The organism is Deinococcus rubellus, assembly GCF_025244745.1.
In the GTDB taxonomy this organism is placed as follows: domain Bacteria; phylum Deinococcota; class Deinococci; order Deinococcales; family Deinococcaceae; genus Deinococcus; species Deinococcus rubellus.
In genome coordinates, this window is the sequence record NZ_CP104213.1 from 210,730 (window position 1) to 236,194 (window position 25,465).

Annotated in this window: 29 protein-coding genes; 21 read left to right on the top strand and 8 right to left on the bottom strand. The window is 64.6% G+C overall.

Annotated elements, in window-relative coordinates:
- The first annotated feature begins 26 nt into the window (after positions 1 to 26).
- Positions 27 to 1,781, top strand: coding sequence for a copper amine oxidase N-terminal domain-containing protein (locus N0D28_RS01140; RefSeq protein WP_260560585.1), 1,755 nt, complete (start codon positions 27 to 29; stop codon positions 1,779 to 1,781).
- A 22-nt stretch (positions 1,782 to 1,803) separates the two neighbouring features.
- Positions 1,804 to 2,091, top strand: a complete 288-nt coding sequence (locus N0D28_RS01145) for a hypothetical protein (RefSeq protein WP_260560586.1) — start codon at positions 1,804 to 1,806, stop codon at positions 2,089 to 2,091.
- A gap of 16 nt (positions 2,092 to 2,107) precedes the next feature.
- On the opposite strand, the gene N0D28_RS01150 is transcribed toward N0D28_RS01145, so the two are convergent.
- On the bottom strand, positions 2,108 to 2,503 hold the full coding sequence (locus tag N0D28_RS01150) for an MmcQ/YjbR family DNA-binding protein (RefSeq protein ID WP_260560587.1): 396 nt from the start codon (positions 2,501 to 2,503) through the stop codon (positions 2,108 to 2,110).
- A 55-nt stretch (positions 2,504 to 2,558) separates the two neighbouring features.
- Here N0D28_RS01150 and N0D28_RS01155 point away from each other — a divergent pair, with 55 nt between their 5' ends.
- Positions 2,559 to 3,530: an NAD(P)/FAD-dependent oxidoreductase gene (locus tag N0D28_RS01155; protein WP_260560588.1), complete on the top strand. Its 972-nt coding sequence runs from the start codon at positions 2,559 to 2,561 to the stop codon at positions 3,528 to 3,530.
- A 191-nt stretch (positions 3,531 to 3,721) separates the two neighbouring features.
- Here N0D28_RS01155 and N0D28_RS01160 read toward each other — a convergent pair whose 3' ends face one another.
- From N0D28_RS01160 to N0D28_RS01170, 3 genes are read right to left on the bottom strand one after another with little or no spacing between them, the layout of a single operon-like run.
- Positions 3,722 to 4,345 carry a GNAT family N-acetyltransferase gene (locus N0D28_RS01160; protein WP_260560589.1) on the bottom strand — a complete coding sequence of 208 codons (624 nt, stop codon included), beginning with the start codon at positions 4,343 to 4,345 and terminating at the stop codon, positions 3,722 to 3,724.
- Complete coding sequence (locus tag N0D28_RS01165; RefSeq protein WP_260560590.1) at positions 4,342 to 5,103, bottom strand: SIR2 family NAD-dependent protein deacylase; 762 nt, start codon at positions 5,101 to 5,103, stop codon at positions 4,342 to 4,344. The genes N0D28_RS01160 and N0D28_RS01165 overlap by 4 nt, the downstream gene beginning before the upstream one ends.
- A gap of 5 nt (positions 5,104 to 5,108) precedes the next feature.
- A complete protein-coding gene (locus N0D28_RS01170; RefSeq protein ID WP_260560591.1) occupies positions 5,109 to 5,597 on the bottom strand; it encodes a thioredoxin-like domain-containing protein in 489 nt (162 codons plus the stop codon).
- 290 nt (positions 5,598 to 5,887) lie between these two features.
- Here N0D28_RS01170 and N0D28_RS01175 point away from each other — a divergent pair, with 290 nt between their 5' ends.
- The 3 genes from N0D28_RS01175 (at position 5,888) to N0D28_RS01185 (ending at position 8,139) form a co-directional block, all read left to right on the top strand.
- Positions 5,888 to 6,778, top strand: a complete 891-nt coding sequence (locus N0D28_RS01175; RefSeq protein ID WP_260560592.1) for an MBL fold metallo-hydrolase — start codon at positions 5,888 to 5,890, stop codon at positions 6,776 to 6,778.
- An 86-nt stretch (positions 6,779 to 6,864) separates the two neighbouring features.
- Positions 6,865 to 7,542, top strand: a complete 678-nt coding sequence (locus N0D28_RS01180) for a Dps family protein (protein WP_260560593.1) — start codon at positions 6,865 to 6,867, stop codon at positions 7,540 to 7,542.
- A 57-nt stretch (positions 7,543 to 7,599) separates the two neighbouring features.
- Positions 7,600 to 8,139 (top strand): DUF4385 domain-containing protein, encoded by a 540-nt coding sequence (locus tag N0D28_RS01185; protein WP_260560594.1) that lies wholly within the window; start codon positions 7,600 to 7,602, stop codon positions 8,137 to 8,139.
- Between the two features lie 132 nt (positions 8,140 to 8,271).
- Here N0D28_RS01185 and N0D28_RS01190 read toward each other — a convergent pair whose 3' ends face one another.
- On the bottom strand, positions 8,272 to 8,808 hold the full coding sequence (locus N0D28_RS01190; RefSeq protein ID WP_260560595.1) for a GNAT family N-acetyltransferase: 537 nt from the start codon (positions 8,806 to 8,808) through the stop codon (positions 8,272 to 8,274).
- A 258-nt stretch (positions 8,809 to 9,066) separates the two neighbouring features.
- Between N0D28_RS01190 and N0D28_RS01195 the strand changes: the two genes are divergently transcribed.
- On the top strand, positions 9,067 to 9,702 hold the full coding sequence (locus N0D28_RS01195; protein ID WP_260561948.1) for a metallophosphoesterase: 636 nt from the start codon (positions 9,067 to 9,069) through the stop codon (positions 9,700 to 9,702).
- A gap of 27 nt (positions 9,703 to 9,729) precedes the next feature.
- Here N0D28_RS01195 and N0D28_RS01200 read toward each other — a convergent pair whose 3' ends face one another.
- Complete coding sequence (locus N0D28_RS01200; protein ID WP_260560596.1) at positions 9,730 to 11,967, bottom strand: phosphodiester glycosidase family protein; 2,238 nt, start codon at positions 11,965 to 11,967, stop codon at positions 9,730 to 9,732.
- Positions 11,968 to 12,122: 155 nt separating this feature from the next.
- Here N0D28_RS01200 and mglB point away from each other — a divergent pair, with 155 nt between their 5' ends.
- The 3 genes from mglB (at position 12,123) to N0D28_RS01215 (ending at position 13,721) form a co-directional block, all read left to right on the top strand.
- Positions 12,123 to 12,608: a GTPase-activating protein MglB gene (gene mglB, locus N0D28_RS01205; RefSeq protein ID WP_260560597.1), complete on the top strand. Its 486-nt coding sequence runs from the start codon at positions 12,123 to 12,125 to the stop codon at positions 12,606 to 12,608.
- Positions 12,609 to 12,710: 102 nt separating this feature from the next.
- The gene (mglA, locus tag N0D28_RS01210) at positions 12,711 to 13,301 is read left to right on the top strand and encodes a GTPase MglA (RefSeq protein ID WP_161881457.1); all 591 of its coding nucleotides are present in this window, start codon (positions 12,711 to 12,713) and stop codon (positions 13,299 to 13,301) included.
- 21 nt (positions 13,302 to 13,322) lie between these two features.
- Entirely contained in the window at positions 13,323 to 13,721 is a 399-nt protein-coding gene (locus N0D28_RS01215; protein WP_260560598.1) for an ACT domain-containing protein, read from the top strand.
- Here the strand turns inward: N0D28_RS01215 and N0D28_RS01220 are convergent.
- Positions 13,712 to 14,446, bottom strand: a complete 735-nt coding sequence (locus tag N0D28_RS01220; protein WP_260560599.1) for a GNAT family N-acetyltransferase — start codon at positions 14,444 to 14,446, stop codon at positions 13,712 to 13,714. The genes N0D28_RS01215 and N0D28_RS01220 overlap by 10 nt on opposite strands.
- Positions 14,447 to 14,483: 37 nt before the next feature.
- Between N0D28_RS01220 and N0D28_RS01225 the strand changes: the two genes are divergently transcribed.
- From N0D28_RS01225 to N0D28_RS01275, 11 genes are all read left to right on the top strand, one after another.
- Entirely contained in the window at positions 14,484 to 15,335 is an 852-nt protein-coding gene (locus N0D28_RS01225; protein WP_260560600.1) for a M55 family metallopeptidase, read from the top strand.
- Positions 15,336 to 15,392: 57 nt separating this feature from the next.
- The gene (locus N0D28_RS01230; protein WP_260560601.1) at positions 15,393 to 15,563 is read left to right on the top strand and encodes a hypothetical protein; all 171 of its coding nucleotides are present in this window, start codon (positions 15,393 to 15,395) and stop codon (positions 15,561 to 15,563) included.
- A gap of 127 nt (positions 15,564 to 15,690) precedes the next feature.
- Complete coding sequence (locus N0D28_RS01235) at positions 15,691 to 17,073, top strand: alpha/beta hydrolase (protein ID WP_260560602.1); 1,383 nt, start codon at positions 15,691 to 15,693, stop codon at positions 17,071 to 17,073.
- Between the two features lie 70 nt (positions 17,074 to 17,143).
- Positions 17,144 to 18,040: a pyridoxal kinase PdxY gene (pdxY, locus tag N0D28_RS01240; RefSeq protein WP_260560603.1), complete on the top strand. Its 897-nt coding sequence runs from the start codon at positions 17,144 to 17,146 to the stop codon at positions 18,038 to 18,040.
- 251 nt (positions 18,041 to 18,291) lie between these two features.
- Positions 18,292 to 18,819 (top strand): spore coat protein U domain-containing protein, encoded by a 528-nt coding sequence (locus N0D28_RS01245; protein WP_260560604.1) that lies wholly within the window; start codon positions 18,292 to 18,294, stop codon positions 18,817 to 18,819.
- A gap of 58 nt (positions 18,820 to 18,877) precedes the next feature.
- Complete coding sequence (locus N0D28_RS01250; RefSeq protein WP_260560605.1) at positions 18,878 to 19,384, top strand: hypothetical protein; 507 nt, start codon at positions 18,878 to 18,880, stop codon at positions 19,382 to 19,384.
- Positions 19,385 to 19,653: 269 nt separating this feature from the next.
- Positions 19,654 to 20,376: a fimbrial biogenesis chaperone gene (locus N0D28_RS01255; RefSeq protein WP_260560606.1), complete on the top strand. Its 723-nt coding sequence runs from the start codon at positions 19,654 to 19,656 to the stop codon at positions 20,374 to 20,376.
- 190 nt (positions 20,377 to 20,566) lie between these two features.
- Positions 20,567 to 22,660, top strand: coding sequence for a translocation/assembly module TamB domain-containing protein (locus tag N0D28_RS01260; protein WP_260560607.1), 2,094 nt, complete (start codon positions 20,567 to 20,569; stop codon positions 22,658 to 22,660).
- The gene (locus N0D28_RS01265; protein ID WP_260560608.1) at positions 22,648 to 23,166 is read left to right on the top strand and encodes a spore coat protein U domain-containing protein; all 519 of its coding nucleotides are present in this window, start codon (positions 22,648 to 22,650) and stop codon (positions 23,164 to 23,166) included. The genes N0D28_RS01260 and N0D28_RS01265 overlap by 13 nt, the downstream gene beginning before the upstream one ends.
- A gap of 50 nt (positions 23,167 to 23,216) precedes the next feature.
- Positions 23,217 to 23,957, top strand: coding sequence for an enoyl-CoA hydratase-related protein (locus N0D28_RS01270; RefSeq protein ID WP_260560609.1), 741 nt, complete (start codon positions 23,217 to 23,219; stop codon positions 23,955 to 23,957).
- A gap of 71 nt (positions 23,958 to 24,028) precedes the next feature.
- On the top strand, positions 24,029 to 24,874 hold the full coding sequence (locus N0D28_RS01275; protein ID WP_260560610.1) for an SDR family oxidoreductase: 846 nt from the start codon (positions 24,029 to 24,031) through the stop codon (positions 24,872 to 24,874).
- Here N0D28_RS01275 and N0D28_RS01280 read toward each other — a convergent pair.
- Positions 24,871 to 25,389 (bottom strand): DUF4188 domain-containing protein, encoded by a 519-nt coding sequence (locus N0D28_RS01280; RefSeq protein WP_260560611.1) that lies wholly within the window; start codon positions 25,387 to 25,389, stop codon positions 24,871 to 24,873. The genes N0D28_RS01275 and N0D28_RS01280 overlap by 4 nt on opposite strands.
- Positions 25,390 to 25,465 lie beyond the last annotated feature (76 nt).

A 25,465-nucleotide genomic window follows, 5' to 3' on the forward strand; every position in this document is an offset into this window, starting at 1 on the left:
TCAGCTTGGCTGCCTATACTCCCCGAATGTCTTCACGCCTCCACACTGCTCTCCTTCTCGCAGCGCTGACGGGCGGCCTGAACCTGGGCTGGGTTTCGGTGGGCTGGGCTTCAGCGGCAGCCTCGGCCCAGCTTCAGGCCAGCACCGACCAGACGGCGGCGCTGCTCAGCGGCCAGGCCACCCGTCTCAGCAACCCGCCCCGGCTGGTGCAGGGCCGTACCCTGCTGCCGCTGCTGGAAGTCGCCGCTCTGCTGGGGCAGCCAGTCAGTCAGCAGGGCACACTGCTGAGACTGGGCCGCCTGAGCTTCGACAGCATCACCCAGAGTGCCGCCCTCGACGCCGCGCCGCAACCGGCGGGCAGCGTCACCGATCTGGGCGGGGTCCTGTACATCAACGCCCGGCTGCTGGCCGACGCCCTGAATGCCAACCTCAGCTTCTCCGACGACGGGCGCAGCCTGACCCTGACCGCCGTGCCGCAGGGCGGCGACCCGCTCGCGCCGCAGGCCCGCTTCAGCACCGACAACGCGACCTACGCGCCCGGCGAGAAGGTCATTTACACCGATTACCCCTTCGACCCCGACGGCGCGGACATCGTCAGCCGCAAGTGGAGCAACAAGCGCGACGTGTTTTTCGAGCCGGGCAGCTACACCGTGACCTTGCAGGTGACCAACTCGCGCGGCCAGGTCAGCGCGCCGTATTCGCGCACCCTGACGGTGACCGGACCCGTCATGGACACCCCGCTGAGCTACGCCCTCAAGTACGCCGATCCCGGCGAGAGCTTTCCCGACGCCAAGGTCAACACCTACCCGCTGGTGGGCACCACCTCGGTCCCGACTGTCCCGGCTTCCGTCTCGGCCACCTCACTGATCTTCTCAAACAGCCCCGAAGCGCCCACCCAGAGCGGCTTACTTTATCAGGACAGCCTGTCGGGACGCGCCCGGCTGCTGGCCTACCACCTCAATGCGCTGAGCCAACCGGCCCGCTTATACGTGGTGGCACGCAATCTGGAAACCCGCCCGATGGACGTGACCACCGAACGCCTCGGTGAGACGGCCCCCACCCGCATCGAGGGGCAGCTCGGCCAGGTGACGCTGCTCGATTACTTTGCCGATACCTCGGTGGGCAAAGTCACCCTCCAGCCCGGCGAGAGCGTGGCCCTCTACGCCAGCCCGACGCTCAGCCCCGGCAGCGGCGTCAATCTGCTGCAAGACATCAATGCATCCGGGCGTATCGAGCTGACCTTCGCCATGCTCGAAGGCGGCCTGCCGCCCACTACTCAGGTGTTGCAGCAGCTTCCCTACCTGCCTGCCGACGGCAAACACGTGCGCGGCACCTTCCCCAACGCCGTCAAGACCATCCGGGCACAGCTCGGGGCGCTGCCCTCACGGATGGTCATCGGTGACGGCCAGATCGACCCGGCCATTCTCGGCACCGATGTGCTGAGTGGTCAGCCGGTGCGCCTGAGCGGCAATTACGGCGTCCTCTACGACATTCAGGTGTCGGGCAGCAGCGGCGTGGCGGTGGCGCTGAGTCCCCGAGGCGGTTTGTACCGGGGGGCCATGAACGTGCAGGACGGCCCCACCGTACAGACCGTCAAACTGCCCCGCAGCGGCGTGGCGCTGACACCCGACAAGCCCACCCTGCTGTGGCGTGCCCAGAGTGATCTGCTCAAGATCGATTTCGTTCCGGCCAGCGGCAGCAACCTGCCGATCAGCCTGGTGTTCTATCAGGCCCGCACACCCGGCACGCTGGGCAGCCTCACCAAGACCTACACGCCGTGATTGTGCCAGAGAGGACAGAGCAATGAAAATTCGCTGGACGGCCCGCAGCGTGCGGGTGCGACTCGACGACCTGGAAGTCGCAGCACTGATCAGTGGTCAGATGCTGCAAGCGCGGCTGGACTGGCCAGGCGGCGGCTGGCGGGTGGTGCTCGACCCGCAGGCGGTGGGCGTTTCGGGCGAGGGGACGACCCTGACGGTGGGCCTACGCGGCGAACTGGCATACCTGGCCGACCCCCAGACCGAGGGTGTGGGCCTGATCGGGCCGCCCCGCGTGGACGTGGAAAAGGATTACCGGCCCGAGCATCTGTGAGAGCGGGCGACCTCATTTACGTTCCGCTTTCTAGCCCAGGCCCACCCGTCGCCAGTTCGGCCCGCTGCGCCCGCGTCAGGCCTGCCAGCACCAGGGCGTAACTGTCTGTCAGGAGTTCACGGGCCAGGGCGTCCGGCACAGCGTCCAGTCGCAGCGTGATCCAGTGGCGCTTGTTGAGGTGGTCTCCCGGCGTTATGGCTGGGTAAGCGGTCCGCAACGCCTCGCCGCGCTCCGGGAGCACTTTCAGCGAGAGACTGAGTGAATCGGCGTGAATGTCGGTCAGGGCGTACATCTTGCCGCCCACCTTGAACACCAGCGTGGCCTCACCGAAGGGAAACGTCTCGCGCGAGTGGGGCAGCGCGGCACACTCGGCCCGAACAGCAGCGACGGAATCTAGACCTGAGGTCTTCATCAACACAGTATCCACGCCAACGGCGCGGGCCACCCCAGGCGCTACACTCCCCACCATGACGGACGTTCTGATCCTGGGCGCGGGCCTGGCTGGACTGGCGGCGGCGCGTGATCTGGCCGCCGCTGGGGGGCGGGTCCAGGTGCTCGACAAATCGCGCGGCGTTGCGGGCCGGGCCGCCACCAAACGCTTCGGGGCGCTGCGGCTCGATCACGGCGCACGCTTCTTCACGGCGCGGCAGCCACGCACGCTCGCCCTCGTCAAGGAGGGCCTGGAAGCGGGCTGGCTCAGCGAGTGGACCCGCCAGTTGCCCACCTGGCAGGCGGGGCAGATCAGCACCCCCGAGGGTGGCCACCCCCGTTATGTGGGGCGCAGCGGCATGAGTGAGATCGGTAAGGCGCTGGCCGCTGGACTGGACGTGCAGACCGGGACCCAGATCACCCGTCTGGAGCACGGGGAAAGCGGCTGGCGGCTGACCAGCGCCGATGGGCGAATTTTCGAGGGCCGCACCCTGCTGCTCAACGCCCCCGCGCCGCAGCTCAGCGTGCTGCTGGCCGGGTTGCCCAATGCGCCAGATACGGCGGCGCTGGACGCCGTGACGCTGCGCCCCTGCTGGGCCGTCGGCGTGGCGCTGGAGGCCGATTTGGAGGCCGACTGGCCTGCCCTGAACGTCAAGGCGCACCCGGCACTGGAATGGATCGCCCGCGAGCACACCAAGCGCCCTGGCCCGCCTGCCCTAATGCTGCATGCCCGCGCCGCCTGGAGCGAGCAGCACCTCGAAGACCCGCCAGAGCAGGTACAGGCCAAGCTGATCGCCGCCGCGCGGGAGATCGCGGGCGACTTCGGCGTGAGCGCCAGTTTCGCCCACCGCTGGCGCTATGCCACACCGGATCAGCGCTTCTCCGCCGCCTGCGGCTGGCTGCCGGAACTGCGGCTCGGCTGGTGCGGCGACTGGTGTCAGAGTGACGAGCACGGCCCCCGCCTGGAAGCGGCCCTGCTGAGCGGCTGGGCACTGGCGCAGCAGGTCTGACTCAACGACCCTTTTCAACATGCTCTTAGAGCCTATCCGGAAAATAACGAGACAATGTCTAGAAAGCCGCTCTGGGACGCTTTACTCGCACTTCGCTGCTCATTCGGAAGTGATAAAGCTAAAAATCACGTTGTGGGCAGCCTTTCGGCTCTCAATGCCCGGACTTTCCGGATAGGCTCTTAATCGGCCTCTCAGCGCAGATCGTAGCCCAGGGTCCAGAAGCGGCCCTCTACCTTCTCCAACTCGGTGAAGCCCAGGTGGGTATAGAAGGCGTGGGCCCTGGGGTTGCCCGCGCCGACCCCCAGGTGGACCCCCGGCACGTCCGCCGCCCGCAGCGCGGCCCATAGCGCTTCCATCAAGGCCCGGCCCAGGCCCCGGCCCTGCGCCTGTGGCAACAGGTCGATGTGCAGGTGGGCCGGATACTGCTCCAGCCAGGGGGCGTCCGGCGCGGGGCAGCCCGCGTGGATCAGGCGGCGGGCCTGGGCGTCCAGGCTTTTGTCTGTCTCGGTGGGCAGCGGATACAGCGGGCGCAGCAACGAGAACCAATTCGCCTGACTCTCGGCAGCAAAACGGGCGCTGTCCGGCACGCCCAGAACATAGCCGACCACCCGCTCACTGCTTTCCAGCACAAAGGCGAAGTCTGGTTCCAGGGCCACATAAGGCCCAGCGTAGCGGTGGCCCAGCACCCAGGGGTCGGTATAGAGGTGCGCGGCGTCCGCGCCCGCGTCGGCGGTCCGAAGGCAGATGTCGTAGACGGCGGCCAGATCGCGGCTGGCGTAGGGGCGCAGGATCAGGTCGGTTTCGGGGCGGCTCATTGCCAGCCTTCCAGCAGTGCGGGCAGCGCCCGACTGGCGCTCATGGGCAAAGAGAAACTGGCGAGCGGGGTCAGCGGCGTCGGTTCAGGGTTGATTTCAATCACGGTGCCTCCATTGTCCAGGGTCAGCAGGGCCAGACTGGCAGCAGGTTCCACCACACTGCTGGTGCCGATCACCAACGTGACCTGCGCCGGGGCGAAGGCAGCTTCGGCCTGGGCCAGCGCCAGCGGGGGCAGGTTCTCGCCGAACCACACCACGTCGGGGCGCATCTTCGCGCCGCACGCCGGGCAATGCGGGGGCGTGAAGGGTTCCGTCTCGGTCAGGGGCTGCCGGACGCTGCAGCGCTCACAGCGGGCCCGCGTCAGGTTGCCGTGAAGCTCGACCAGTCGACGGCTCCCGGCGCGCTGGTGCAGGCCGTCCACGTTCTGGGTCGCCAGCAGGAAGCTGCCCGTCTCGGCGTCATCTGTTTCAGCCTTACGCTTGCGGCGCTCCAGCGCGGCCAGGGCCAGATGACCGGGATTGGGCGCGGCAGCCCGCACCTCGCGGCAGCGCCCGGCGTACCAGGCCCAGACCGTCTCCGGGTCGCGCCAGTACGCCTGCGGGCTGGCCAGGTCTTCGGGCTTGAATCTGGCCCAGTGCCCCGTCTGCGCGGCCCTGAAGGTGGGGATGCCGCTCTCGGCGCTGATGCCCGCGCCGGTCATGACCGCCACGTGATGGGCTGCCTGAAGGCACTGGCGGGCATGTTCGAGGTCAGTCATCTTCCTTACTGCGTGCCTGCGTAGCCGCCAGTGCAGGCCTGTCCGGCTTCCGGGACCGATTTTGTATTTGTGTAGCGCTGCACGAAGCGGCGCAGGCGGCTATCGTTTACTCCCGGCGCTTCCAGTTGGGCGTTCCAGGCAGTGGCCACCACCGCTGCCACCTGGCCGTCGAGCGGCGAGAGCAGCACCGAGGGTTGCTGGTCGAGGGCGGCTTGGAGGGTCGCCAGATCGTCCGGGCCGAGGTCAGGGCGGTAGGTCAGCCACACCGCGCCACGCGCCAGGCTGTGTACGGCATATTCCGGATAAATCGGCGCAGTGTAGACCCCGCAGGTCTGCCACAGAGGCGCGTAGGGGCCGCCCGCCGGGGGTGAATGGTCATAGCTGATCAGGCCGCCGCGCACGTCGCCGCCTGCATACGAGAACGTCTGCACGCCGCTGATCTGGCCCGAGCAGGCGCTCAGCAGCATCGGCAAAATGAGAAGGTGACGGGGCATTGAAAGCAGGATAACAAATGGAGCGCCCGATTCACGAGAACACGGCACGAAAACAGAACACGAAGAAGCGCTCGACCTATAGGAAGCGCCGCAAAAAACCGTAAGAGAAAGCCTGACCCAGTTATGCTTGAGGGTGAAGACTGGCGAAACCTACTCGTCCCAGTCCGCAGGGTTACCCTCGTCACCCAGCGGCCTGGGCAGCCGCAGGTGCGGCTTGTCATCGCCGCCCGGCAGCAGATTCTTGTCGTCCCAGTGAGTGGATTCGGGTGGGCAGCCGCTAAGCTCAGGTCATGTCCGACCTGCTGCCGCTCGCTCCCGGCGCGTTTCTGTTTGCCGCCGCCGTCAATTCGCTGGTGTTTGCGCAAGGGTCCGGCGTGCTGGTGGTCGATACCGGCCTCGACGATTCGCACGCACGTAAGCTCCTGCGCGCCCTGGAAGCCGGAAAGCTGACGCCGACGGCCATCCTCAACACCCACTCACACGCCGACCACCACGGCGGCAATGCCACCTTCCTCAAGAGATTTCCGGGCCTGCCGATCTCCGCCCCGCCTTTCGAGGCCGCCATCATTCAGAACCCGCTGCTGGAGCCGCTGTATCTCTACGGCGCGCATCCGCCGAGGGCGCTCCAGACCAAATTCCTGCTGGCCCCCGCGAGTCCGGCGCAGGCAGTGGAAGCGGGCCATGTCACCCTCGGCGGCGTCACGGTGGAGTTGCTGGACGTGCCCGGCCACGCCTCGCAGATGTTTGCGGTGCGCTTCGGGGACGTGCTCTACGCCGCCGACGCCCTGTTCGGCGAGGAGCCGCTCGCCAAGCATCCGCTGACCTTCTGCGTGGACAGCGCCGCCCTGAAGACCAGTGCGGCCAGTCTGCTGGATGTGCCGGATGTGCGCTTCACGGTGCCGGGGCACGGCCACCCCACCGAAGATCTGGCCGGGCTGGTTGCGGTCAATCTGGCGGCGTTCGGGGCCGTCACCGGGGCGGTGCTGGCCGCCGTCTGGGACGCCTGCACGGTGGACATGGCCCTCAAGCGGGTCTGCGACGCGCTGGGCATCCAGATGACCAGCCCCGGCGCAGTCGTCCTCAACCGCAGCGTGATCAGCGCCCACCTCGCCGAACTCGCCCACCTCGGTGCCGTGAGGCTGGAGGTGCAGGACAACGAACTCCTTTTCGGTGCGGTCTGACCTGTTCTCCATCAAACCTCCACACTTAAAGGTGTCCTTACGGGCACGTCATCTGCGGGGCGCAGGAGCGGGGGTAAGTTGAATCTATGACCAAGAAAAGCAGCAAGTCCGCCGCCGCAAACGCTGGAGGCAGTTCAGCCGCGCCCGCCCGCGCCAAACCCGGCAAGAGCAAGGCTGCCCCGCTGATCGTGGAAGACGTTCATAGCGCCCTCTCCCCCGCCGAGGCCTCGGTGGGCCAGCGAACCGACGCCGCGCATGAGGGCGGAGAATTCAATCAGCTGGTCAACCACCACTACCTCACTGAGGCGCAGTTCGGCATCGTCGCCGAGACCTTGCAGCGCAACTTATCGACCAGCATCTGCCTGTATCTGAAATTCAAGAAGTACCACTGGGATATCCGGGGCCGCTTCTTCCGCGACCTTCACCTGGCCTACGACGATTTCATCGACGAGATCTTCCCCAGCATCGACGAGCAGGCCGAGCGCTTGGTCGCGCTGGGCGGCAGCCCCAAGAACGCGCCGAGCGACCTCGACAAGTACAGCGTGGTGCGGGTGCCCACCGAGACGGTGCGCGACGCCCGCACCCAGGTGGCCGATCTGGTCGCTGACCTGAGCCGGGTGGGCAAGGGCTACCGCGACGACTCCGGTACGGTGGACGACGCCAAAGACCACTCCACCTCCGATATGTACAACGGCTACGCGGCCACCATCGACAAGATTCGCTGGATGCTTCAGGCGATGATGGACGACGAGCAGCTGAACTGAAGACGGGCGCGAACGGGGCGGGGGGCAACCTCCGCTTTTTCATTTTCTGGAGCCGTGATGAAGGCAGACAAGGCAAAGCCGGATAAAAAAGAGGCAGACAGGCCCACGAAGAAATTCGACTACACCCTCCATTACGCTGAACTCGATCTGCGGGTGCATCCCGAGCTTTACCGGATCGGCGTGGGCGAGCAGGGCGTCTTGCTGGTGCAGCCCTACAAATCGGAGATCTTGCCGCACTGGCGCTTCGCCACCCCCGAGGCGGCGCGGGAGAGTAGCGAGGCCATCTCCCGGCTGTTTCTGGACTACCTGGCGGCGGGCGACTTCGTGGGCGCAGATATGGCCCGCAAGTTCCTTCAGATGGGCTATACCCGTGCGCGACGCTACGCCAACCACAAAGGCGGCAAGAAGTATGACGGGCCCGTACCGGACGACCAGAAAGGCGTCAGCGGCGCACATGGCCGCCTTGAGTTGCCGCGCGGTCCCGAGGACCCGGTGAAAGCCGAGTCGGCCCGCATCTTCAAGGCCAGATGGGACGAGGCGGCGGCCAACCCCAAGTACGCCGAGCTGAAGCAGCGACATAAGGCCCAGTACGGCTAATACTGATTCTGATTAATTCCAGTGCATCCCGCAAAAAGCGCGGGATGCACTTCCACAACGCAGAACCAGTATCTTTTCCTACTCCCATCGGTCAGATTAAATCGCGTCCAGCACCCAAACGCTGAACACGATCTAATCGGAATCCGCATAACTGGTCTTCACTTTGGCCCATAGCCGCAGCTCACCGTCCTCCTCACTGAAGCTGCGCCCGATCTCGGCAAAGCCCGCCTTCTCCAGTACCCGCGCACTGGCGGCATTGCTGATGGCGGTATCGGCTGTCACGCGCTCCACCTGCGGCAGTGAGAGCAACCAGACCGACACGGCCTGGGCCGCCTCGCTGGCCACACCCTGGTTCCAGCTCTGGGGCCGCAGCCCGTAGCCGATGTCTACTGCACCCGTCAACGGACCCTTGGGGCCGATCGTGCCCACCGCTTCACTGGCCTGCACGATGACCCAGCCGCTGATCAATTCGGGATGCTCAGCCCAGCCGGGGAAAAATCCCAGCGCGCCGCTGGGCCACTGGGTATCAAAGTGGACCGGGCCGACCTCTGGCAATGCCAGAACAAACGGCTGGCCCTTCAGTTGCCCGGCGACCATTTCTCGGGAGAGCGGCCAGAGAAGCAGACGCGGAGTGCGGAGAACCGGGAGCGCGGAAGGGAAGCCAGGCATCTTTAAGATTTTGCAATAGACACCCGTCACAGGTCCAAACGCGCTAGACTGACCGGACAAAAGCCCCGGTGATTTACAAGAATAGTCGCGTTCATGCGGCGATCAGCGCAGCAGTTCCGTTGACGGCAGGTCCACCGATAGGCCGTCTCCGGGCAGGAGCCCTTACCCATGACGTCTTTTGTTCAGCCCTCCACCCACCTCCAGACCCAGCCGCGCCCACTCGGCTCTTTGTCAGCTGGGCAGATCACCAAACGGATCATGCTGGTGGCCGACATGGTGCATCCCTACGTGTACCGAAACGGCTTTCCGCAGGGCCTGCCCGAACTCGACCTGGTGCTCTCGGCAGGCGACATTCCCGGCTATTTTCTGGAATTTCTGGCCACGACCCTGACGGTGCCGGTGGTGTATGTGCCGGGCAACCACAACGACGAGTACATCAACGAAGGGTCAGGGCGGCATCTGCCGCAGGGTGTCATCAACGCCGATGGGCGGGTCATCAGCGCGGCGGGTCTGAGGATCGCGGGCTGGGGTGGGGTGCCGCGTTACCGCGACGGCGAGAACCAGTACACCGCCGCGCAGGCACGCTGGGGACTGGGCAAACTGGCCTGGCAGGCGCGCGGCGGCGTGGACATCTTCCTGACGCATGCGCCGCCGACGGGACCGCACGCGGGCAGCGACTACGCCCACCGGGGCTGCGAATTCATCAGCGGCTTCATCGAGAAGCGCCGCCCCAAACTGGTCGTTCACGGCCACATCCACGAGTACGAGGGCAAGAAGGTGTCGTACACCGACGAGGCCAGCGGCGCGCAGGTGATTAACGCCTACGGCTACCACATCCTCGAACTAGCCCAGCAAGACGAGCGGCTGCTGGCGAAGGTGGGCGCAGGCGACTGATCTGGCAGCGGGAAAGGCCGCGACTTTCTACTTGACCTTGCCGCCTGCTCCCATCGCCCCCGTCGTACTGACAGGCACCAGGACGATGGCGTTGGGGACCGGGCGGCTCCAGACCGTATTGAGGTAGCCCCCGGTGCCCAGATAGCCGCCCGACACGAAGACGGTGGCGCTCGAGCCGCTGTCCAGCCGCAGGGCGTCCTGCACCCCGGCACTGTGCAGGGCGCGGGCAAAGGTTTCGGGGGTGCCGAACTCCAGAAACGCCAGGGTGGGCTGGCCCTTGTAGATGGCAAACGCCACCTGGCGGGTGGGCCGCCACACCCCGCTCAGCACGTCGAAGGCTTCGCGGGCCGGATTGAGGACGATCTGGCCGCCCTGGATCAGCATCGGGCCCGCACTGAGGCCCTCGCGGATGTTCTGCCAGTCGGGCGACTGGTAATTGAGGACGGCTTGCAGCGGGCTGCCCGGCGTGCGCGGCAACTGCGGAAAGCGGGCCGGGTCGAACGTCAGGCTGATCAGATCGGCAGCGGGCACCGTGCCGTTCATGTCGGCGCGCAGCACGTTGGTGGCTGCCGAATTGAGCGTCAAAGTAAGCAGGCCCGGTCCACCCACCGCTGCCTTGCCGTCGCCGACGAAGGCGCTCAGCAGTGTGGGCGCGGGCCGGGCGGTGACGGTATTGACCGTCAGGCTGCCGAACGCGCCGGAAAGCATGTAGCGCGGGCGCGGAAAGCCGAAGAGGGCTGCGCCGCGCGCGTCGAAACCCACCGTGCCGCGCCGTTCCAGGCTGGCGGCGAGCAGTTTGCCGCCCGCCGCCACGAAGTCCACCGGCAGGCTGCTGGGCGGATCGAAATAGCCGCCGTTGACGCCCGCGACCCCGCCGCCGCGCCGCACCAGTTCGGCGACGCTTAGTGCCGCGCCGCTGGGGGCCGTGACCACGTGCGGCGCGTAGCGGCTGGCATCGAAACTCAGCAGCGACAGGCCGCCGAACACGTTGAGGCTCACGCCGTCCGGCAGGGCGTCCTCCTTGATGGGCGGCGGCACGTCGGCGCTGAGGCTGGTGGCCGTGTCGATGACCAGGCGGTCCGGGTCGTCCAGGGTCATCACCTGGCTCTGGCCACCGCCCGCGTCGAGCCGCACCGTCACGCCGCGCTCGTCGGGCGCGAAGGTCAGGGTATCGCCACTCTCCAGGGTCTGCACGCCGGGAGTTGCACTCGCCTGCGGCAAAAAGAGGGTCACGCCGCCGCGCTCATTGCGGGCGTTGTAGGTGGCGGGGCCACTCAGGTCGATAACCAGCCGCTGCACCTGAATATTGCGGACGGTGGTGAGACTGGAGCGCACCCCCACAATCCGGGGGCCGCTCGGGGCAGCGGGCTGCATCGGTGCCGGGGCAATGTCCGCTGCGGGCGGCGGAGCTGGGGCAGGCTGCGTCGGTGCCGATTGGGTCGGTACAGTCTGGACCGGAGTCGGCTGTCTTGGTGTCGGCTGGACGGATGCGGGCACGGCCTTCGCCGGAAGGCCGGGCGCAGTCGGCAGCGGCGTCGGCACCACACTGGCGCTTCTCAACGCGGACGGGGGGGTCGGCACCCGGCTGACCTGGACAGAGCTGGGCTGGGCCGGGCTGTGGGCCACCAGCGGCGCAGGCGACTGGGCAGCAGCTTTGGTGGCCGCCTTGACTGGATTGGCCTGAACTGGGTTGGTCTGTCCGGTGCTGGTCAGTGCAGGGGTGGCCGTCGGCGTAATTTTGACCGCCACCTTGACCGTGTTTGTCTTGACTGTATTTGTCTTGGCCATGTCCACTTTGGCTGTGTTCGCCTTCGGAGCCGCCTGGAAAGCCACCTGCGGCACGGGCGGCTCGGGGACGTCAACGCTGGGGCGCGCCACCCGCACGTCGAGACGCTGGGCACTGCCCCCCAGCGGCAATCCCAGTGCCCGCAGCACCTCCAGACCCACGTGCAGGCTGCCACCCGCGCCGGAGCGCTCCGGCGCGGGCAGCGGCGCGGCCAGCACAAAGCCGCTGGCCTGCCAGCCGCCCTGGACGGTGTAGCGCAGACTGCGCGCGCCGTAACTGAGCCACACGTCCTGCGGGTCGTTGCGGGTCTGCAGCCCCAACTGCGGCAAAAACCAGATCGGTAGCCCCTCGCGCCCGCCCGAAAGCAGTTTGGTTTCGATGACTGGGCTGGTCGGCACGCCGCCGATGGCCACCGGACGCGCGGCGGCGGCGGCGCTCAGCAGCGACAGCAGGAGCGTCAGGGGGAGCAAGCTCTTCACGCTGGGCAGTGTAGCGGCTGCCCTCACCGCCCAGATGAGCCACGCCGCCCCACAATCCACTCCGGCAAGTCTTATCAGGGACTGGGACTGGATGAGACTGCCTGCCCGAAATCTGTACGCCTCTTGTAAGAACGCCCTCTTTATACTGCCCCTCGATGATTGAGCCTTCTCTCGCGCTGTACGGTGACGCCTTCGATCAGGTCGAGACGCAAGTCGAACACCTGCTCGCAGCCACAGGCGTCCGCTACTGCCTCCTGGTTGACCGTAAGGGCTTCGTGCTGTCTCACAAAGAAGCGCTGTGGGCACCCCGCCCACCCGCCCTCGATTCGGTGGCGACTCTGGTGGCCTCCAACGCCGCCGCAACTGCCGCGCTGGCCAACATGCTCGGTGAGCGCACCTTCAGTGAGCAGATTCACCAAGGCGAGCAGGGCGCGATCTACGTCGAGTCGGTGGGCGATATGGCGCTCCTCACCCTCATTTTCGACAGCAGCGTACCGCTGGGCCGGGTCAAACTGCACGCCAAGAAAACCATCACGACCCTGAACGAAATCATGAAAACCCTCAAGGAAGCGCCGCCAATCAAATTCGACGCGGATTTCGGCAGCAACGCCGTCTCGATGCTCGACGATCTGCTCGGCTGATTCCGGTCTGGTCTGAATGCCGCCCACCGCTCAGGGATTTTCCTGGCTCCGTTCACCGTTTCGCCCGCCTCGCCGCGCGGCCTTGGCCCAAAGGGGAATGACGTGAGTACCATTAACTTCGCCGCCCGCGAAATCAACTGCAAGATCGTGTATTACGGTCCCGGCATGTCCGGCAAAACCACCAACCTCAAACAGGTCTTCGCCAAAGTGCCGGGCCACCTGCGCGGCGAGATGGTTTCGCTGGCCACCGAGGACGAGCGCACCCTTTTCTTTGATTTTTTGCCACTCGACCTCGGCAGCGTGCAGGGCTTCAAAACCCGCTTCCACCTCTATACCGTACCCGGACAGGTCTTTTACAACGCCAGCCGCAAACTGATTCTGCGCGGCGTGGACGGCATTGTCTTCGTGGCTGATAGCGCCCCCAACCGCCTGCGCGCCAACGCCGAGAGTATGCGTAACCTGCGCGAGAACCTCCTGGAGCACGGCATCGACGTTAAGGAAGTGCCGATGATTCTCCAGATCAACAAGCGTGACCTCGACGGCGCGCTCAGCACCGAGATGATCCGCGCCGTGATCGACCCCAAGCACGAGTTGCAGTGGCACGAAGCGGTGGCCGATCAGGGCCGGGGCGTCTTCGAAACGCTCAAGACCGTGTCGCGGCTGGTGCTGGAACGTCTCGCCAAGGGACAGTAAACCTGCCCTAGAGTGGGCCCCATGTCACCTCAACTCACGCTGTCCCTGCTGGGCGGCCCTGATCCCACCGAATTTGCGGTGGCGCAGTGGCCGCCTGCTGCTGATCTGCCTGCTGCACTGCTGACCGGCTCCTTCTTCAGCTTGACCCGCAGCGAGGACGAACTCTCGCTGGTGTGCGAGGCCCACCTGTTGCCGGAAGGCACAACACACGCATCCGGCTGGGTGGCCTTCAAGCTGCACGGCCCGTTTGACTTTGGCCTGACGGGCATCCTGGCGGCGGTCCTGAACCCTTTGCGTGACGCCGGAGTGGGCATTTTTGCCATGTCCACCTTCGATACCGATTACGTGCTGGTCAAGCGCGAGCGGCTGACCGAGGCGCAGACGGCGCTGAGAAGCGCGGGGCACAGGATTCAGGTCTGAACTTTCACGAAGTTAAGCCGCGTCCCGACCAGCCCAAAGCCTGCCCGCAGCACGTTGCGCTCACTGACGCTGCCGGGCGATACGTCCACAGCGGCCAGCGCCGCGCCCTGGTCATGGGCAACTTGCAGGCGGGCCGCGAGCAAAGCCGTCTGAATGCCCTGGCCCCGGTACTCGGGCCGGGTCGCCGCGCTGAACAGCAGGGCCACGCCGCCGCCTTGATCGGGCAAAACCGTCACGGCCCCGAAGCCCGCCCACTGCCCACCCACCTTGACGCCCAGGCGCATCACGTCCGGCACCCCGGCATTGACCTGCATCATTTCCTGGCTGCCCGGCCCGAAGGCCAGCGGAGTGAATTCGGCCCACTCACTGGGCGTCACCTCCTCAATCTCGAAGACTGGCGTGGGCCACTCGCCGGACACTTCGCGGGCGTAGGCGTGCAGCAGATAGTCAAGATGGTAGTGTCTGGCCGCCAGCGCCGAAACAAGGGCCGGGTGCGCGTGCGAGTGCAGCAGCATTGAGGCGGGATGCGAATGGGCGGCGAAGAACGTCTCTATCTGCGGCAGATACTCCAGTGCATCCCCTTGATCGGTCTGCCCCAGCGCGACGTTGATCGGCAGACCAGGGCCAGCGTAAAGGGCGCTCAGCGGGCCAAACGTCGCCCACTCACCCGGATACCCGCGCCAGCTCGCGGCCAGGGCAGCTTCCACCCGTTGAAGAGTCGTCATTTGCTTAATGTAGGGCCTGCCCGCTACGCTCAGCGCTATGAATGTCGTCATCAGCGTGGATATGGAAGGCGTGTGCGGGGTGGCGTCGTGGGTGCAGGTCAGTCCGCCCGAATTTGGTGGCCTGGTCAACGCAGGCGAGTACGAACGCGCCCGCATCCAGATGACCCGTGAGGCCAACGCCGCCGCACTGGGCGCGTTCGAGGCGGGAGCCGAAGGCGTACTGATCGCCGACTCGCACGAGACCATGCGGAACCTGCTGCCCGACTACTTAGACGAGCGGGTGCGCTTTATTTCCGGCAACGACCGTCCCCTGAGCATGGTGCAGGGCGTGCAGGAGAGCGGCGTGGCGGCGCTCCTGATGGTGGGTTACCATGCCCGCGCCGGAACGCAGGGTGCGCCGCTGGCCCATACCTGGAACGGCAACGTGCGCGATGTGCGGATCAACGGCGTGCAGGCGGGCGAGCCGTACCTCAACGCGCTGCTGGCCGGACATTACGGCGTGCCGACGGTGTTTGTCAGTGGCGACGACATCGCGGTCAGGCAGGTGCAGGACGACTTGGGCGCAGATGTGGTCGGCGTGGCGGTCAAGGAAGGGCTGAGCATGTTCAGCGCCGTGCATCTGCACCCCGCCGAGGCGTGCCGCCAGATTCAGGCGGGCGCGAGGGCAGCGGTGCAGCAGGCCGCCACTGCCAGGCCGTTCACGGTCATTTTTCCGGCCAGCGTGCAGCTCTCCTTCGACCATCAGGCCAGGGCTGATCAGGCCGGGCGCGTTCCCGGCGTGACCCGCGTGGACGCCGTGACGGTGGGTTACAGCAGCCCCGACGCCTACCACCTGTTCCAGACGTTCCGGATGCTATGCCAGGTGGCGCAGGTGAGGCTGGACAGCTGAGACGCGGCCTTCACGGGCGCTCACAAAGCGCTCAACTGTCATTTCTATAGTCAGGCCATGAACTTCAAAACCAAGAGTCAGGCAATGGGCACAGGCATTGCCATCGGCGCGGCACTGGGCTTCGCCCTGATGGGCCTGACCCGCTTCGGCGCGGGCGGCCTGGCCATCGGTATTGGCCTGGGCGTGGCCCTGGGATCGTATCTGGGCCGAGGACTGCCAAAAAAATAAGCCTCCTTCACGATTAATCCTAAAATTGCACAATAACGACCCTCTTCACTCAAAGGAGGGCGTTTGACAGCAGCTTGGTCGGGGTTTCTAATACTTCCAGCACATCACCACACTTCTGGGAGGATTCATGAACCTGATTGGTCCATGCGCCACGACCCTGCTGATCGGCACCCTGCTGCTGCTGTCCAGTTGCGCCCCTGTCCTGAATACCGCCGCACAGCCGGGCCGCGAGCAAGATACGCGGGTCTTCACGGCGGCGCTGCCCACCACGCCCTCCATCGCCGGGGCCACGCTCTACAAGGGACTGTACGCGGGCGAACACGGCCAGGCCAGTTATCTGATCGAAGTGCCGGAGAAGTGGAACGGCAAATTGGTGATGTACGCGCACGGCTACGCTGGGATGGGCGCGGCACTCACGGTCAGTCCGCCCGCGCTGCGCGAGTACCTGGTGTCGCTGGGCTACGCCTGGGCCGCCTCGAGCTATTCGTCCAACTACTACGACGTGAGATCGGGCATCGAGGACACCAACGCCCTGGCCCAGCAGTTCGCCGCGCTGACGCAGGGCAAGTACGCTGCGCCGACGGCAACTTACATCATGGGCGTCTCGATGGGCGGCAACGTCGCCGCCGCCGCCGTAGAGGCCGAAACGCTGGCGACAGCCAGGCACAAGGTCAATTACGCCGCCTCCATGCCGCTGTGCGCGGTGCTCGATCCGCCCTACGAGTTTCAGTGGCTGGGCGACTACACCCTCAACGCCCAGGAACTCGGTGGCTACGGCCCCAGCACGTCTCCGGCCAGCGGGTTTCAGACGCTGTTGCCCGACATCAAAGCAGGTCTCTTCAGTGACAGCAGCGGCGATCTGTGGACACCCAACACCGTGCAGGGCACCCGTTTGCGCGACATCGCCCTGAACCTGACCGGCGGCCCGCGTCCGGTCTTCGACCTCGGCTTCCGGGTGGGAGCCTTGCAGGACGCGGTGCTGAGTACCGGAGGCTCGGACGGCACACTGAGCGGCATCCTGACCAAGAACTCTTACGGCAACCAGGGCGCGGTGTACCGCTGGACCCAGGGCGACACGCCCACACCCGCCGAAGTCGCCTACAACCAAGCGGTCTTGCGCACCACCGCCGATCCGAGCGCCAACTTGCCGCGCGCCGACGGCCTGCGCTGGCTCCCGGCCATTCACGCCCAGTTCAAGGTGCCGGTGCTGACCATGCACACGCTCGGCGACTTCTACGTGCCCTTTGCCCACGAGCAGCACTACCTCAAGATGGCGCAGCAAAACGGCACGTCGGGGCTGCTGGTGCAGCGGGCCATCCGGGCGGCGGGGCACTGCGAGTTCGTGGGGCCGGAACTGGTGGAAGCCTTCAACGACTGGATGAAATGGGCCAGCGGCGGTCCCAAACCTGCCGGAGACGACGTGATGACGCCCGGCGTGGTGGCCGACACCAAATACGGCTGCCAGTTTACCCGCACCACCCGGCCCGGCGTGGACCCCTGCACACCGTAAGCGGGCGTCGTCTCAGCCCCACTTGGGCCCGGCGGCCCGGCCCACCGGAGCGCGGCGCTATCTTGCCTGCATGACCACCCTCCCCCCTACCCCGCCGCGCAACATCCTCTCCATCCAGTCGTGGGTCAGTTACGGGCATGTCGGCAACGCCGCCGCTGTCTTTCCACTTCAGCGGCTGGGCTTCGAGGTGTGGGCCATCAACACCGTGCAGTTTTCCAACCACACTGGCTACGGCGAATGGACCGGACAGGTGTTCGCGCCGGAGGTGGTGGCCGAATTGATTGACGGTATCGAAGCGCGGGGCGTGCTGCCGAGCTGCAGCGCGGTGCTGAGCGGCTATATGGGCAGCGAGGGCACGGTGGGGGCGGTGATCGGCGCAGTGGAGCGGGTGCGGGCCGCCAACCCGGACGCCCTCTACTGCTGCGACCCGGTGATGGGTGACTACGGGCGTGGGGTGTTCGTGCGGCCCGAACTGCCGGAGCTGATCGCGGCCCAGGCCGTGCCGCAGGCCGACATTCTGACACCCAATCAGTTCGAGCTGGAACTGCTGAGCGGGCGGACCGTGCGAACACTGGCCGAGGCCCTCAGCGCCGCCCAGGAACTGCGAGGCCGGATGCGCGAGGGCGGCCCCCGCGTGGTCGTCGTGACCAGCCTGGTGCGGGTGGACGCGCCGCCGGACAGCATCGAGACGCTGGCCGTGACGGGCGAGGGCGCGTGGCTGTGCTGCACGCCCATGCTGGCGCTCGATCCGCCGCGCAACGGCACTGGGGACGCCATTGCCGCGCTGTTTCTGGGCCAGTACCTCGCAAGCGGGCAGGCGGGCGAGGCGCTGGGCCTGAGTACCAGCGCTCTCTACGCTCTGCTGGAAATGACCCACGCCGCTGGCAGCCGTGAGATTCAGTTGGTGGCCGCGCAGGATGAGTACCGGCAGCCAGGGCGGGTTTTTGGAGCAGAGCGGGTGGGGTGAGGTGCAGTGGGGTCAACCACCGACCTCCGCTCCACCTCTGCCTTCCTACAACATGTTGCGCCACGATTTTCGAGCCGGACTCTCAAAGTGACGATAATTTCACATTTGTGTGTGTAGCTGGGTCTCCAAAAATTGAGACCAATGTAAGACTGCTCTATTAAGCTGAAGAAGCTCAAGTACTTGACGCCCAGCGATCTAAACACGCTCTGTTTTGTTCAAACGCTCCATAGAGAGCGTTATGAGGTCTTGGCATGATGAAAAAAAGTTTGACAACACTCCTCGCTTTGGCCTGCTGCTCCAGCCTGGCCGTTCCGGTGACTCAGCAAGGCACCGGCAGCAATTTCAACACCTTCGGCGTAAACTCTAGCGTGGGCGATTCCTGCACCATGAGTCAGGCCGCTGATGTCAATGTCGGCCCGCTGTACTGGACGCAGTCGGCCAACACGGTCAACGGCAACACCGACGTGACAATTAACTGCAATACTGGTGCCAAGTACAAGCTGGGAGTTTCGGAGCCTGTCACCCTGACAAAAAGCGGTGAGCTTATTCCGTTGGTGGTTGTTGTGGCTCCGCCTGCGATTGTCGTTGCCAACAACCTCTTTAACAGGCCCTTTGTCTCCGGGCAGCCTGCTGGATTCTTAAGACCATTAGATAACAGCAATACTGCTGGTGGACGCACCTTTCCTATTAACGTCACCGTGACGAAGCCCACCCGCTTTCAGCGCGGCGGGCAATACAGCACCACCGTCGCCGTAACGCTGACCGTTGTGGCTCCCTAAACCTGACTCCAGCCACTGACCCCGCAACCACTCGCCCTCTCTCTATTCAGGAGTCCATATGAAATATCTCGTTCTTGCCGCCGCCCTGCTCACCTCCGCCGCCTTCGCCGTCCCCGCCACTGGACCCGTGACCCAGAACGGTACCGGCAGCCAATCCAACAGCTTTCAGATCAATGCGACTGTGGGCGACGCCTGCACCATGAGTCAGCCCGGCGATGTGACCATTCCGGTGATGTACTGGACGCAGTCAGCCGACGCAGCCACAGGCACCACCACTGTCAACGTGATGTGCAATACCGGCGCAAACTTCCGGGTGGACGTGAGTCCCACCCCGATTACCCTGACCAACTCGTCCACCAAGACCGGCACGAAAACCCTCACCGCCACGGTCACTGGACAGAGCATAGGTGATGAAAGCTCAGGTGCCGGTAACGCTGCCAACACCCTCCTTGGCTACACTAAAACCCTGACGGTATCGGTCCCCAAACCTGTCCAGGACAACATTCAGGGCAGCTACACCGGCACTGCCACAGTCACCCTGTCTGTGTTGGCCTCGACCCCCTGATTTTAAGATCAAGAATAGAAACGGCCTCAGCATTTTGATGTCGTCACAGCTTGGACATTGAAGGGAAGCCGCTATTCATTAGACGGCTTCCCTTCAATGTCCAAGCTGTATTTAGAGTATTTAGAATGGTATGACCCAGAAATTTCCGGACAGTTGGGTTCGACTGGCGCTTGAAAGAAATTTAAAAGAAAAGAAGTTTACTCTGTTCTTGTTATTCTATCGGTCTGATCTATACAAAGCTTGGCTTTTCGGGAGGAATTATGTGGTTTGTGAGCCGTATCAACCGCTCTATACTGGGGCGCTGCCTGGTTGGCCTGAGCTTGCTCACCCTGGCTGTTCCGTCTGCTCAGGCGGCCACCGCCCTGTCGTTTGCGCCAATTTCGCTGAAAATGGTGGGCAACCAGCGGGCCACTTCGCTGACCCTGCGAAATGTCTCGGATCAAACCGCCAGCTTCAGGCTTGAACTCAATCAATGGACACAGAACGGCGAAGATCTCTATGCCCCCACCCGCGATCTGATTGTCAATCCAAGTGGTTTTACCCTGACGCCCGGCCAGGAACAGACCATTCGGATCGCACGGCGTGGCAACGCCGCAGACACCAACGAACATGCTTACCGGGTCTTTATTCAGGAATTGCCGCCCCAGGCAGTAGACGGGCCAGACGGCTCCGTCAAGATCACCACGCTCTACCGGCTCAGCTTGCCACTGATGCTGTCTGCGGTGGGCGCAGCACCAAAACTGAGCTTTGCCCTGGAGCGCAGCAGTGACGGCCTGGCGGTGGTGGCGTCCAACAGTGGCAACCTCTATACCACCCTGACCGACGTGGAGCTGAGCGTGGACGGCCAGAAACTTGAAGTGCCTTCTTTCAACTTGCTGGGGGGCGGCTCGATGCGCTTTGCAGTCAGCGGCGCTGCCCCCACGACGGCGGAAGTCGGTTTGCAATTTACTCAGAACCAAGCGGTTCAGCAGTTTACTTTACGTGCGCCTTAATATGGCTGCCCGACAGGTTCAGCAGCATGTTCAGTGGAGCAAACGGGCGTGGATGGCCCTGACCCTGAGTCTGTGCAGCGGCCTCGTAATGCCCGCCTCGGCACAAGGCGGGCCTGGTCAGGACTTGGCCAATGGGCCGTCCACCAGTAGCGACACTTGTTTTTCGGGCGAAAGTCTACTGGTTCAACTGATGATCGGCGGCACAGACCGGGGTGTGCAGGTCGTGTATCTCACCCCTGATCAGCAGCTCTGGCTGCCGCTGAGCGCGCTGACAGTGTCTGAACGCAACTACGGCGGCGCGGTGGAGGTCTGCGAGGGCGAGCGCTACGTGCCACTACGGCCTGAAGTCGTTCGTAAGCTTGACCGCCTGGGCCTGACCCTCAATGTGGCAGCCAATTTTGATGTGTTGGGCAGCTCCATGCAGCTTCTCCAGATTCAGCCGCTGACGCGCACCAGCAATATCGGTTTGTGGCAACTGGGCTATAGCCTGGCCGCCGACGGCAATCTGAAAAGCAATCAATTCAACGAACAGGGCGAATTGAACGCCCAGTATCTGCGCGGGCCGCTTAGTACTCAATTCGGCTACCGCCAACTCTATAGCGGCACTACCTTCAGTCAGCGGCTCAACGCCCGCGCCGCCTGGCAATTCTCGCCGCAGTTCAGCGCTGGAGTCTTTGGGCGCACTGGCATCGCCGCGCAGCCTGCCGCGCTGGGCGTGCAGGCTGACTACGCCCGGTTACTTCCGAACGAGGTGCCGCCGATCACGCTTGAATTGCCCGCCGACAGCGACATTGAAGTGCTGCTGGATGGCCGCACCGTTCAGGCGTTCCAGGCACCCGCAGGCCAGTTGACGCTGCGCGGCTTGCAGCCTCAAACCCTTCAGGGCGAGGTTGAAGTGCGGTACCGCGTCGGCAGCCAAACTCAGACCCAACGCTTTGCCTATCAACTGCCCAATCTCAACCGGGCGGGGAGTTTCAGTATCAGTGGAGCAACGGGCTGGCAACAGGGTGATGGGCTGACAGCGGTCGTCAACGCCAATTTGCTCATTACGCCGCAGTTCACCGCACAACTGGCCGGTGAACTGGTCGGCACACGCCGCCACCTGAATGTGGCCGCCTACTACACCACGCTTCAACACACCAGCCCCACGCTCAACCCGCTCAAGTCCGGCCCCACTTCTTTGAGTCAGACGGCCAGCATCAGCGCCGATCTCAGCACCCTCGAAAACAACCAACTAAATGGTGTCTACACCGCCCGCTACAGTCTGGCAGGTGACCGGGCTCAGGCGGCGATCTACGGAACCTATACCCAAAGTCCTGACTTTCAGCAGCACAACGAGCAAACGGCGCTGGGTCTTGACGGCAGCTGGGTACTCAGTCCGCAGATTGCCCTGCTTGGCAAAGCCGAATACCGACTGTCAGGCACCATCGCCGGACAAGCAGCAGTGCAGTGGCAAACTGAGCGCGCCAGTGCCACCCTATCCAGCGAATTCAGCAGTACCGGACGCCTGCGCTTCGGCTTACAGGCCCGCTACCGCCTGGACAATGTCAGCAGCCTGAGCGCTTCGGCCGCAGTAGGCGCTCCCCAGACAGCCGGTGCCGCGCCCGACTACACGGCCACGCTGGATTACAACCGCGCCATCGGCCCAGACCGCTTGAGTCTGCGCTACAGCGCACCCAGTGAACTCTCAGCAGCCTACGAATTTAACCGGGGAGTACAGGGCGGTGTGGCGGCCAGCACCAACGGCACAGTGGCGGCCCGCATCTCAGGGAGCTTGATAGCCGTCGGCGGCCAGATCAGCAGTGCCAGTGACCAGACCGGCGTTGCGGCGCTGCTCCTCAGAACGGGCATCGGGGACGTGCCGATCAGTCTCAATGGCGTAGTCCGTGGCCTGACCAATCCTCAAGGTGATCTGGTACTGACCGGCCTGAATCTGCAAACGCCGCTTGACGTGCGCGTCAATGAAGACGACTTGCCGATTGAAATCAGTTACCACCAGGCCAGCCTCAGCCTGAATCTCAGTCAAGTTGGCGTCTCGGTATACGACTGGCGGGGCAATTTCACTCGTTCCCGCTTCGTGCCCGTCCGCTGGTCGGCCACCGAACTGGCAGCGTACAGCACACTGGAATTACCTGGCGGCCAGCAGCTTTATGCTGACGAAGCAGGGCAGATCTTGTTGCCACCCGTCGGCGAAGTCACGGCAGTACTGAGAAGTGAGGACGGCAAACGCCGCTGCACAGTCGCGCTTAATGACACGGCAAAGGACTTCACATGTACACCCTGAACAGCCTCACCCGGTTTGCTGTTGCCCTGAAACACACCCTGAACAAATCTATGGTCGCCGCCGCGCTTCTCGGCTCACTGGGCGCGGCTGGGGCGACAAGCTGTATCCTGTCAGCCAATGACGTGGCGCTGCCGACGTATTACTGGACGACACCCACCGCGCTGATCTACGCTCCAACGGTGGCGACACTGGCGTGTACTGCCGAGACGCCGAGCGATGTCAACGTGAGTGTGTCATTGGACACGCCGAGCGAGAGCGGCGGGATGCACTCCCTGACCAGCGGATTAGAGCACTTGCTCTACCGCATCTCGCTGCCGGGCATGCAGGGACTCCAGCCCTGGGGAAATGGTCAAGCTGGAAGCGTCGTGTTTGAACGTAGTCTCAGCAACATGACCTCCACCAGCCTCAACATCACGCCGACCCTTGAAGTGCCGCCCGGTCAGCGGGTGCGCGGCGGCAACTACGGCGCGACCCTCAACCTGACCATGAACATGCTTGCACCTTGAGGGGCATCTGCTGGTAAATCCGGTCCACTTTCCCGCGCTACACTTTCCCCATGAGTGATCAGTCCATTCGGCTCACCTCCCAGGGTGAGGTCGCCACCCTGACCATCGTGTCCAAAAAAGGCAGCATGGGACCGGTCTTCTGGCGCGAGATGGCCGAAGCCTTGCCTCAACTCGGCTCAGCCAGGGCGCTTATCATTCGCGGCGAGGAACTCTTCAGCGCTGGGCTGGACGTGAAGTCGTCGGCCCAGAGCATCGGCGAGTCGCTCGGCAATCTGGAGAAGTTCCGTGCCCAGGTCGCCCCGATGCACACGGCCTTCGAGGGCATTGCGTCGCTGCCGATTCCGGTGATCGCTGCTGTGCACGGCTGGTGCATCGGCGCGGGCACCGAACTGATCTCGGCCTGTGACATCCGCCTGTGCAGCGCGGACGCCCGCTTCAGCTTGCCAGAAGTGCGGCTGGGCATTGCCGCCGATCTGGGTGGCCTCCAGCGCCTCCCCGGTATCGTGGGCCAGGGCTGGGCAAGACAACTGGCCCTCACCGGAGAGCCGATAGACGCTGCCAGAGCCGAGCGCATCGGCCTGGTGACGGAGGTGCTGGACACTCCTGAGTTGCTGTTTGAACGCGCCGAGCAATTGGCCGCCCATCTCGCCACACTGCCGCCGAAAGCGCTGGAAGGCACCAAGAAAGTGCTAAACGCTGCCCTACCCCATGCCGAAAGCCTGAGTCAGGCGGTGGACTGGAATGCGCAGCATATGACGGCAGAAGGGTTAGCAGCGGCGTTTCGGAAGTAAGAAATTTCGGTCTACTCACCACCTCCTTCTCAGCCACCACCAAGCCAAACACCGCGACCACAAGGAGCCACATGACCCAGCCCCACCCCGCCTCCTCCACCTTCCGCCCCGATCTGCTGGCAGGGAAGCACGCCCTGATTACCGGCGGCGGCAGCGGTATCAACCTCGGCATCGCCCAGAGCTTCGCGGCGCACGGCTGCGCGATCACGATTCTGGGACGCAATCTGGAGAAGGCCCAGAACGCGGCAGCGGGCATCGTGGCGGACGGCGGCAGGGCCATTGGCGTCAGCGCCGACGTGCGCGACTTCGCGGCCATGCAGGCGGCAGTGGCGCAGGCCGTCGCCGCACACGGCGACTTCGACATCGTGCTGGCAGGCGCGGCGGGCAACTTCCCGGCCCCGGTGGACGGCATCTCGCCCAACGGCTTCAAGACGGTGGTGGAGATTGACCTGATCGGCACCTACCACACCATCAAGGCGGCGGCCCCACACCTCAAGACGCCTGGCGGCAACGTGCTGAGCATCAGCGCCTACGGCGTGCCGGTGCCGATGCAGGCGCATGTGGTGGCGGCCAAGGCGGGTGTGGACGCCCTGACACAGACCCTGGCCATCGAGTGGGGGCTGCGCGGCGTGCGCGTCAACGCCATCATCCCCGGCCCGATTGACGGCACCGAGGGCATGGCACGTCTGGCTCCCGACGAGAAGACGCGCGGACAATTTACCCGCACCGTGCCGCTGGGCCGCTTCGGCGTGCCGCAGGACATCGCCAACGCGGCCCTGTTTCTGGTGTCGGACGCGGCCAGCTACGTCACGGGCGTCATTCTGCCTGTCGACGGCGGCCAGAACATGCTCGGCGGCGCGCCGCAGTATCAGATGTATCTGGCGATGCAGGCGGCGGAAAAGGCCAAGTCTAGCTAAGCGCCCCCAGGCCCGCCGCCCATCCGCCCCGCCGCCGTGGCCCTGCGCCCGCTGGCCTCTACAAGCTTGCCCGCCTGACCCAGCCCGAAGGTGGGCATATCCACGTACACGGTCTCGTACTGGCCTGCGGCCACCCGGTAGGTTTCGTGCCAGATGCCCACCGCGCCGCCCGACTTGCGCGCGTTCTGGTTGAAGGCCTGCCAGGCCGGAAGGTGAACGTGTTCGCGTGACTGGGCGTAGGCATTGAGGTGCTCACTGCTGCGCCAGAACTGAATCAGGGTCAGACCCGCAAAACGCCCGCCGAGAAGTCCGAGTTCCGGGTGCTTAGACAGCTCTGCAATCATCTTTGGCATCGCCAGAAACACTGGCAGCCAGGCCGACACTTTCCAGGGCTGGTTCACCCGCATCCCGATCATGAACACCACGAAGTCGCCTTCCAGTTGGGCGGTCACACGCCTGGTAACTGGCCTGGCGCTGGCGGCCACAGTCTCGTTCGGCATCTTGCTGGACGTCATGATTTCTCCCCGACCCCCCACCATCCAATTTAAATGGTCTAGTTTGGACGGTCTGAAGAAAGTGTAGACTTCGGAG

Coding starts and splice junctions, on each gene's coding strand:
- N0D28_RS01140 (WP_260560585.1), top strand. CDS start 27: ATGTCTTCACGCCTCCACACTGCTCTCCTTCTCGCAGCGCTGACGGGC.
- N0D28_RS01145 (WP_260560586.1), top strand. CDS start 1,804: ATGAAAATTCGCTGGACGGCCCGCAGCGTGCGGGTGCGACTCGACGAC.
- N0D28_RS01150 (WP_260560587.1), bottom strand. CDS start 2,503: ATGAAGACCTCAGGTCTAGATTCCGTCGCTGCTGTTCGGGCCGAGTGT.
- N0D28_RS01155 (WP_260560588.1), top strand. CDS start 2,559: ATGACGGACGTTCTGATCCTGGGCGCGGGCCTGGCTGGACTGGCGGCG.
- N0D28_RS01160 (WP_260560589.1), bottom strand. CDS start 4,345: ATGAGCCGCCCCGAAACCGACCTGATCCTGCGCCCCTACGCCAGCCGC.
- N0D28_RS01165 (WP_260560590.1), bottom strand. CDS start 5,103: ATGACTGACCTCGAACATGCCCGCCAGTGCCTTCAGGCAGCCCATCAC.
- N0D28_RS01170 (WP_260560591.1), bottom strand. CDS start 5,597: ATGCCCCGTCACCTTCTCATTTTGCCGATGCTGCTGAGCGCCTGCTCG.
- N0D28_RS01175 (WP_260560592.1), top strand. CDS start 5,888: ATGTCCGACCTGCTGCCGCTCGCTCCCGGCGCGTTTCTGTTTGCCGCC.
- N0D28_RS01180 (WP_260560593.1), top strand. CDS start 6,865: ATGACCAAGAAAAGCAGCAAGTCCGCCGCCGCAAACGCTGGAGGCAGT.
- N0D28_RS01185 (WP_260560594.1), top strand. CDS start 7,600: ATGAAGGCAGACAAGGCAAAGCCGGATAAAAAAGAGGCAGACAGGCCC.
- N0D28_RS01190 (WP_260560595.1), bottom strand. CDS start 8,808: ATGCCTGGCTTCCCTTCCGCGCTCCCGGTTCTCCGCACTCCGCGTCTG.
- N0D28_RS01195 (WP_260561948.1), top strand. CDS start 9,067: ATGCTGGTGGCCGACATGGTGCATCCCTACGTGTACCGAAACGGCTTT.
- mglB (WP_260560597.1), top strand. CDS start 12,123: ATGATTGAGCCTTCTCTCGCGCTGTACGGTGACGCCTTCGATCAGGTC.
- N0D28_RS01215 (WP_260560598.1), top strand. CDS start 13,323: ATGTCACCTCAACTCACGCTGTCCCTGCTGGGCGGCCCTGATCCCACC.
- N0D28_RS01220 (WP_260560599.1), bottom strand. CDS start 14,446: ATGACGACTCTTCAACGGGTGGAAGCTGCCCTGGCCGCGAGCTGGCGC.
- N0D28_RS01225 (WP_260560600.1), top strand. CDS start 14,484: ATGAATGTCGTCATCAGCGTGGATATGGAAGGCGTGTGCGGGGTGGCG.
- N0D28_RS01230 (WP_260560601.1), top strand. CDS start 15,393: ATGAACTTCAAAACCAAGAGTCAGGCAATGGGCACAGGCATTGCCATC.
- N0D28_RS01235 (WP_260560602.1), top strand. CDS start 15,691: ATGAACCTGATTGGTCCATGCGCCACGACCCTGCTGATCGGCACCCTG.
- pdxY (WP_260560603.1), top strand. CDS start 17,144: ATGACCACCCTCCCCCCTACCCCGCCGCGCAACATCCTCTCCATCCAG.
- N0D28_RS01245 (WP_260560604.1), top strand. CDS start 18,292: ATGATGAAAAAAAGTTTGACAACACTCCTCGCTTTGGCCTGCTGCTCC.
- N0D28_RS01250 (WP_260560605.1), top strand. CDS start 18,878: ATGAAATATCTCGTTCTTGCCGCCGCCCTGCTCACCTCCGCCGCCTTC.
- N0D28_RS01260 (WP_260560607.1), top strand. CDS start 20,567: ATGATCGGCGGCACAGACCGGGGTGTGCAGGTCGTGTATCTCACCCCT.
- N0D28_RS01265 (WP_260560608.1), top strand. CDS start 22,648: ATGTACACCCTGAACAGCCTCACCCGGTTTGCTGTTGCCCTGAAACAC.
- N0D28_RS01270 (WP_260560609.1), top strand. CDS start 23,217: ATGAGTGATCAGTCCATTCGGCTCACCTCCCAGGGTGAGGTCGCCACC.
- N0D28_RS01275 (WP_260560610.1), top strand. CDS start 24,029: ATGACCCAGCCCCACCCCGCCTCCTCCACCTTCCGCCCCGATCTGCTG.
- N0D28_RS01280 (WP_260560611.1), bottom strand. CDS start 25,389: ATGACGTCCAGCAAGATGCCGAACGAGACTGTGGCCGCCAGCGCCAGG.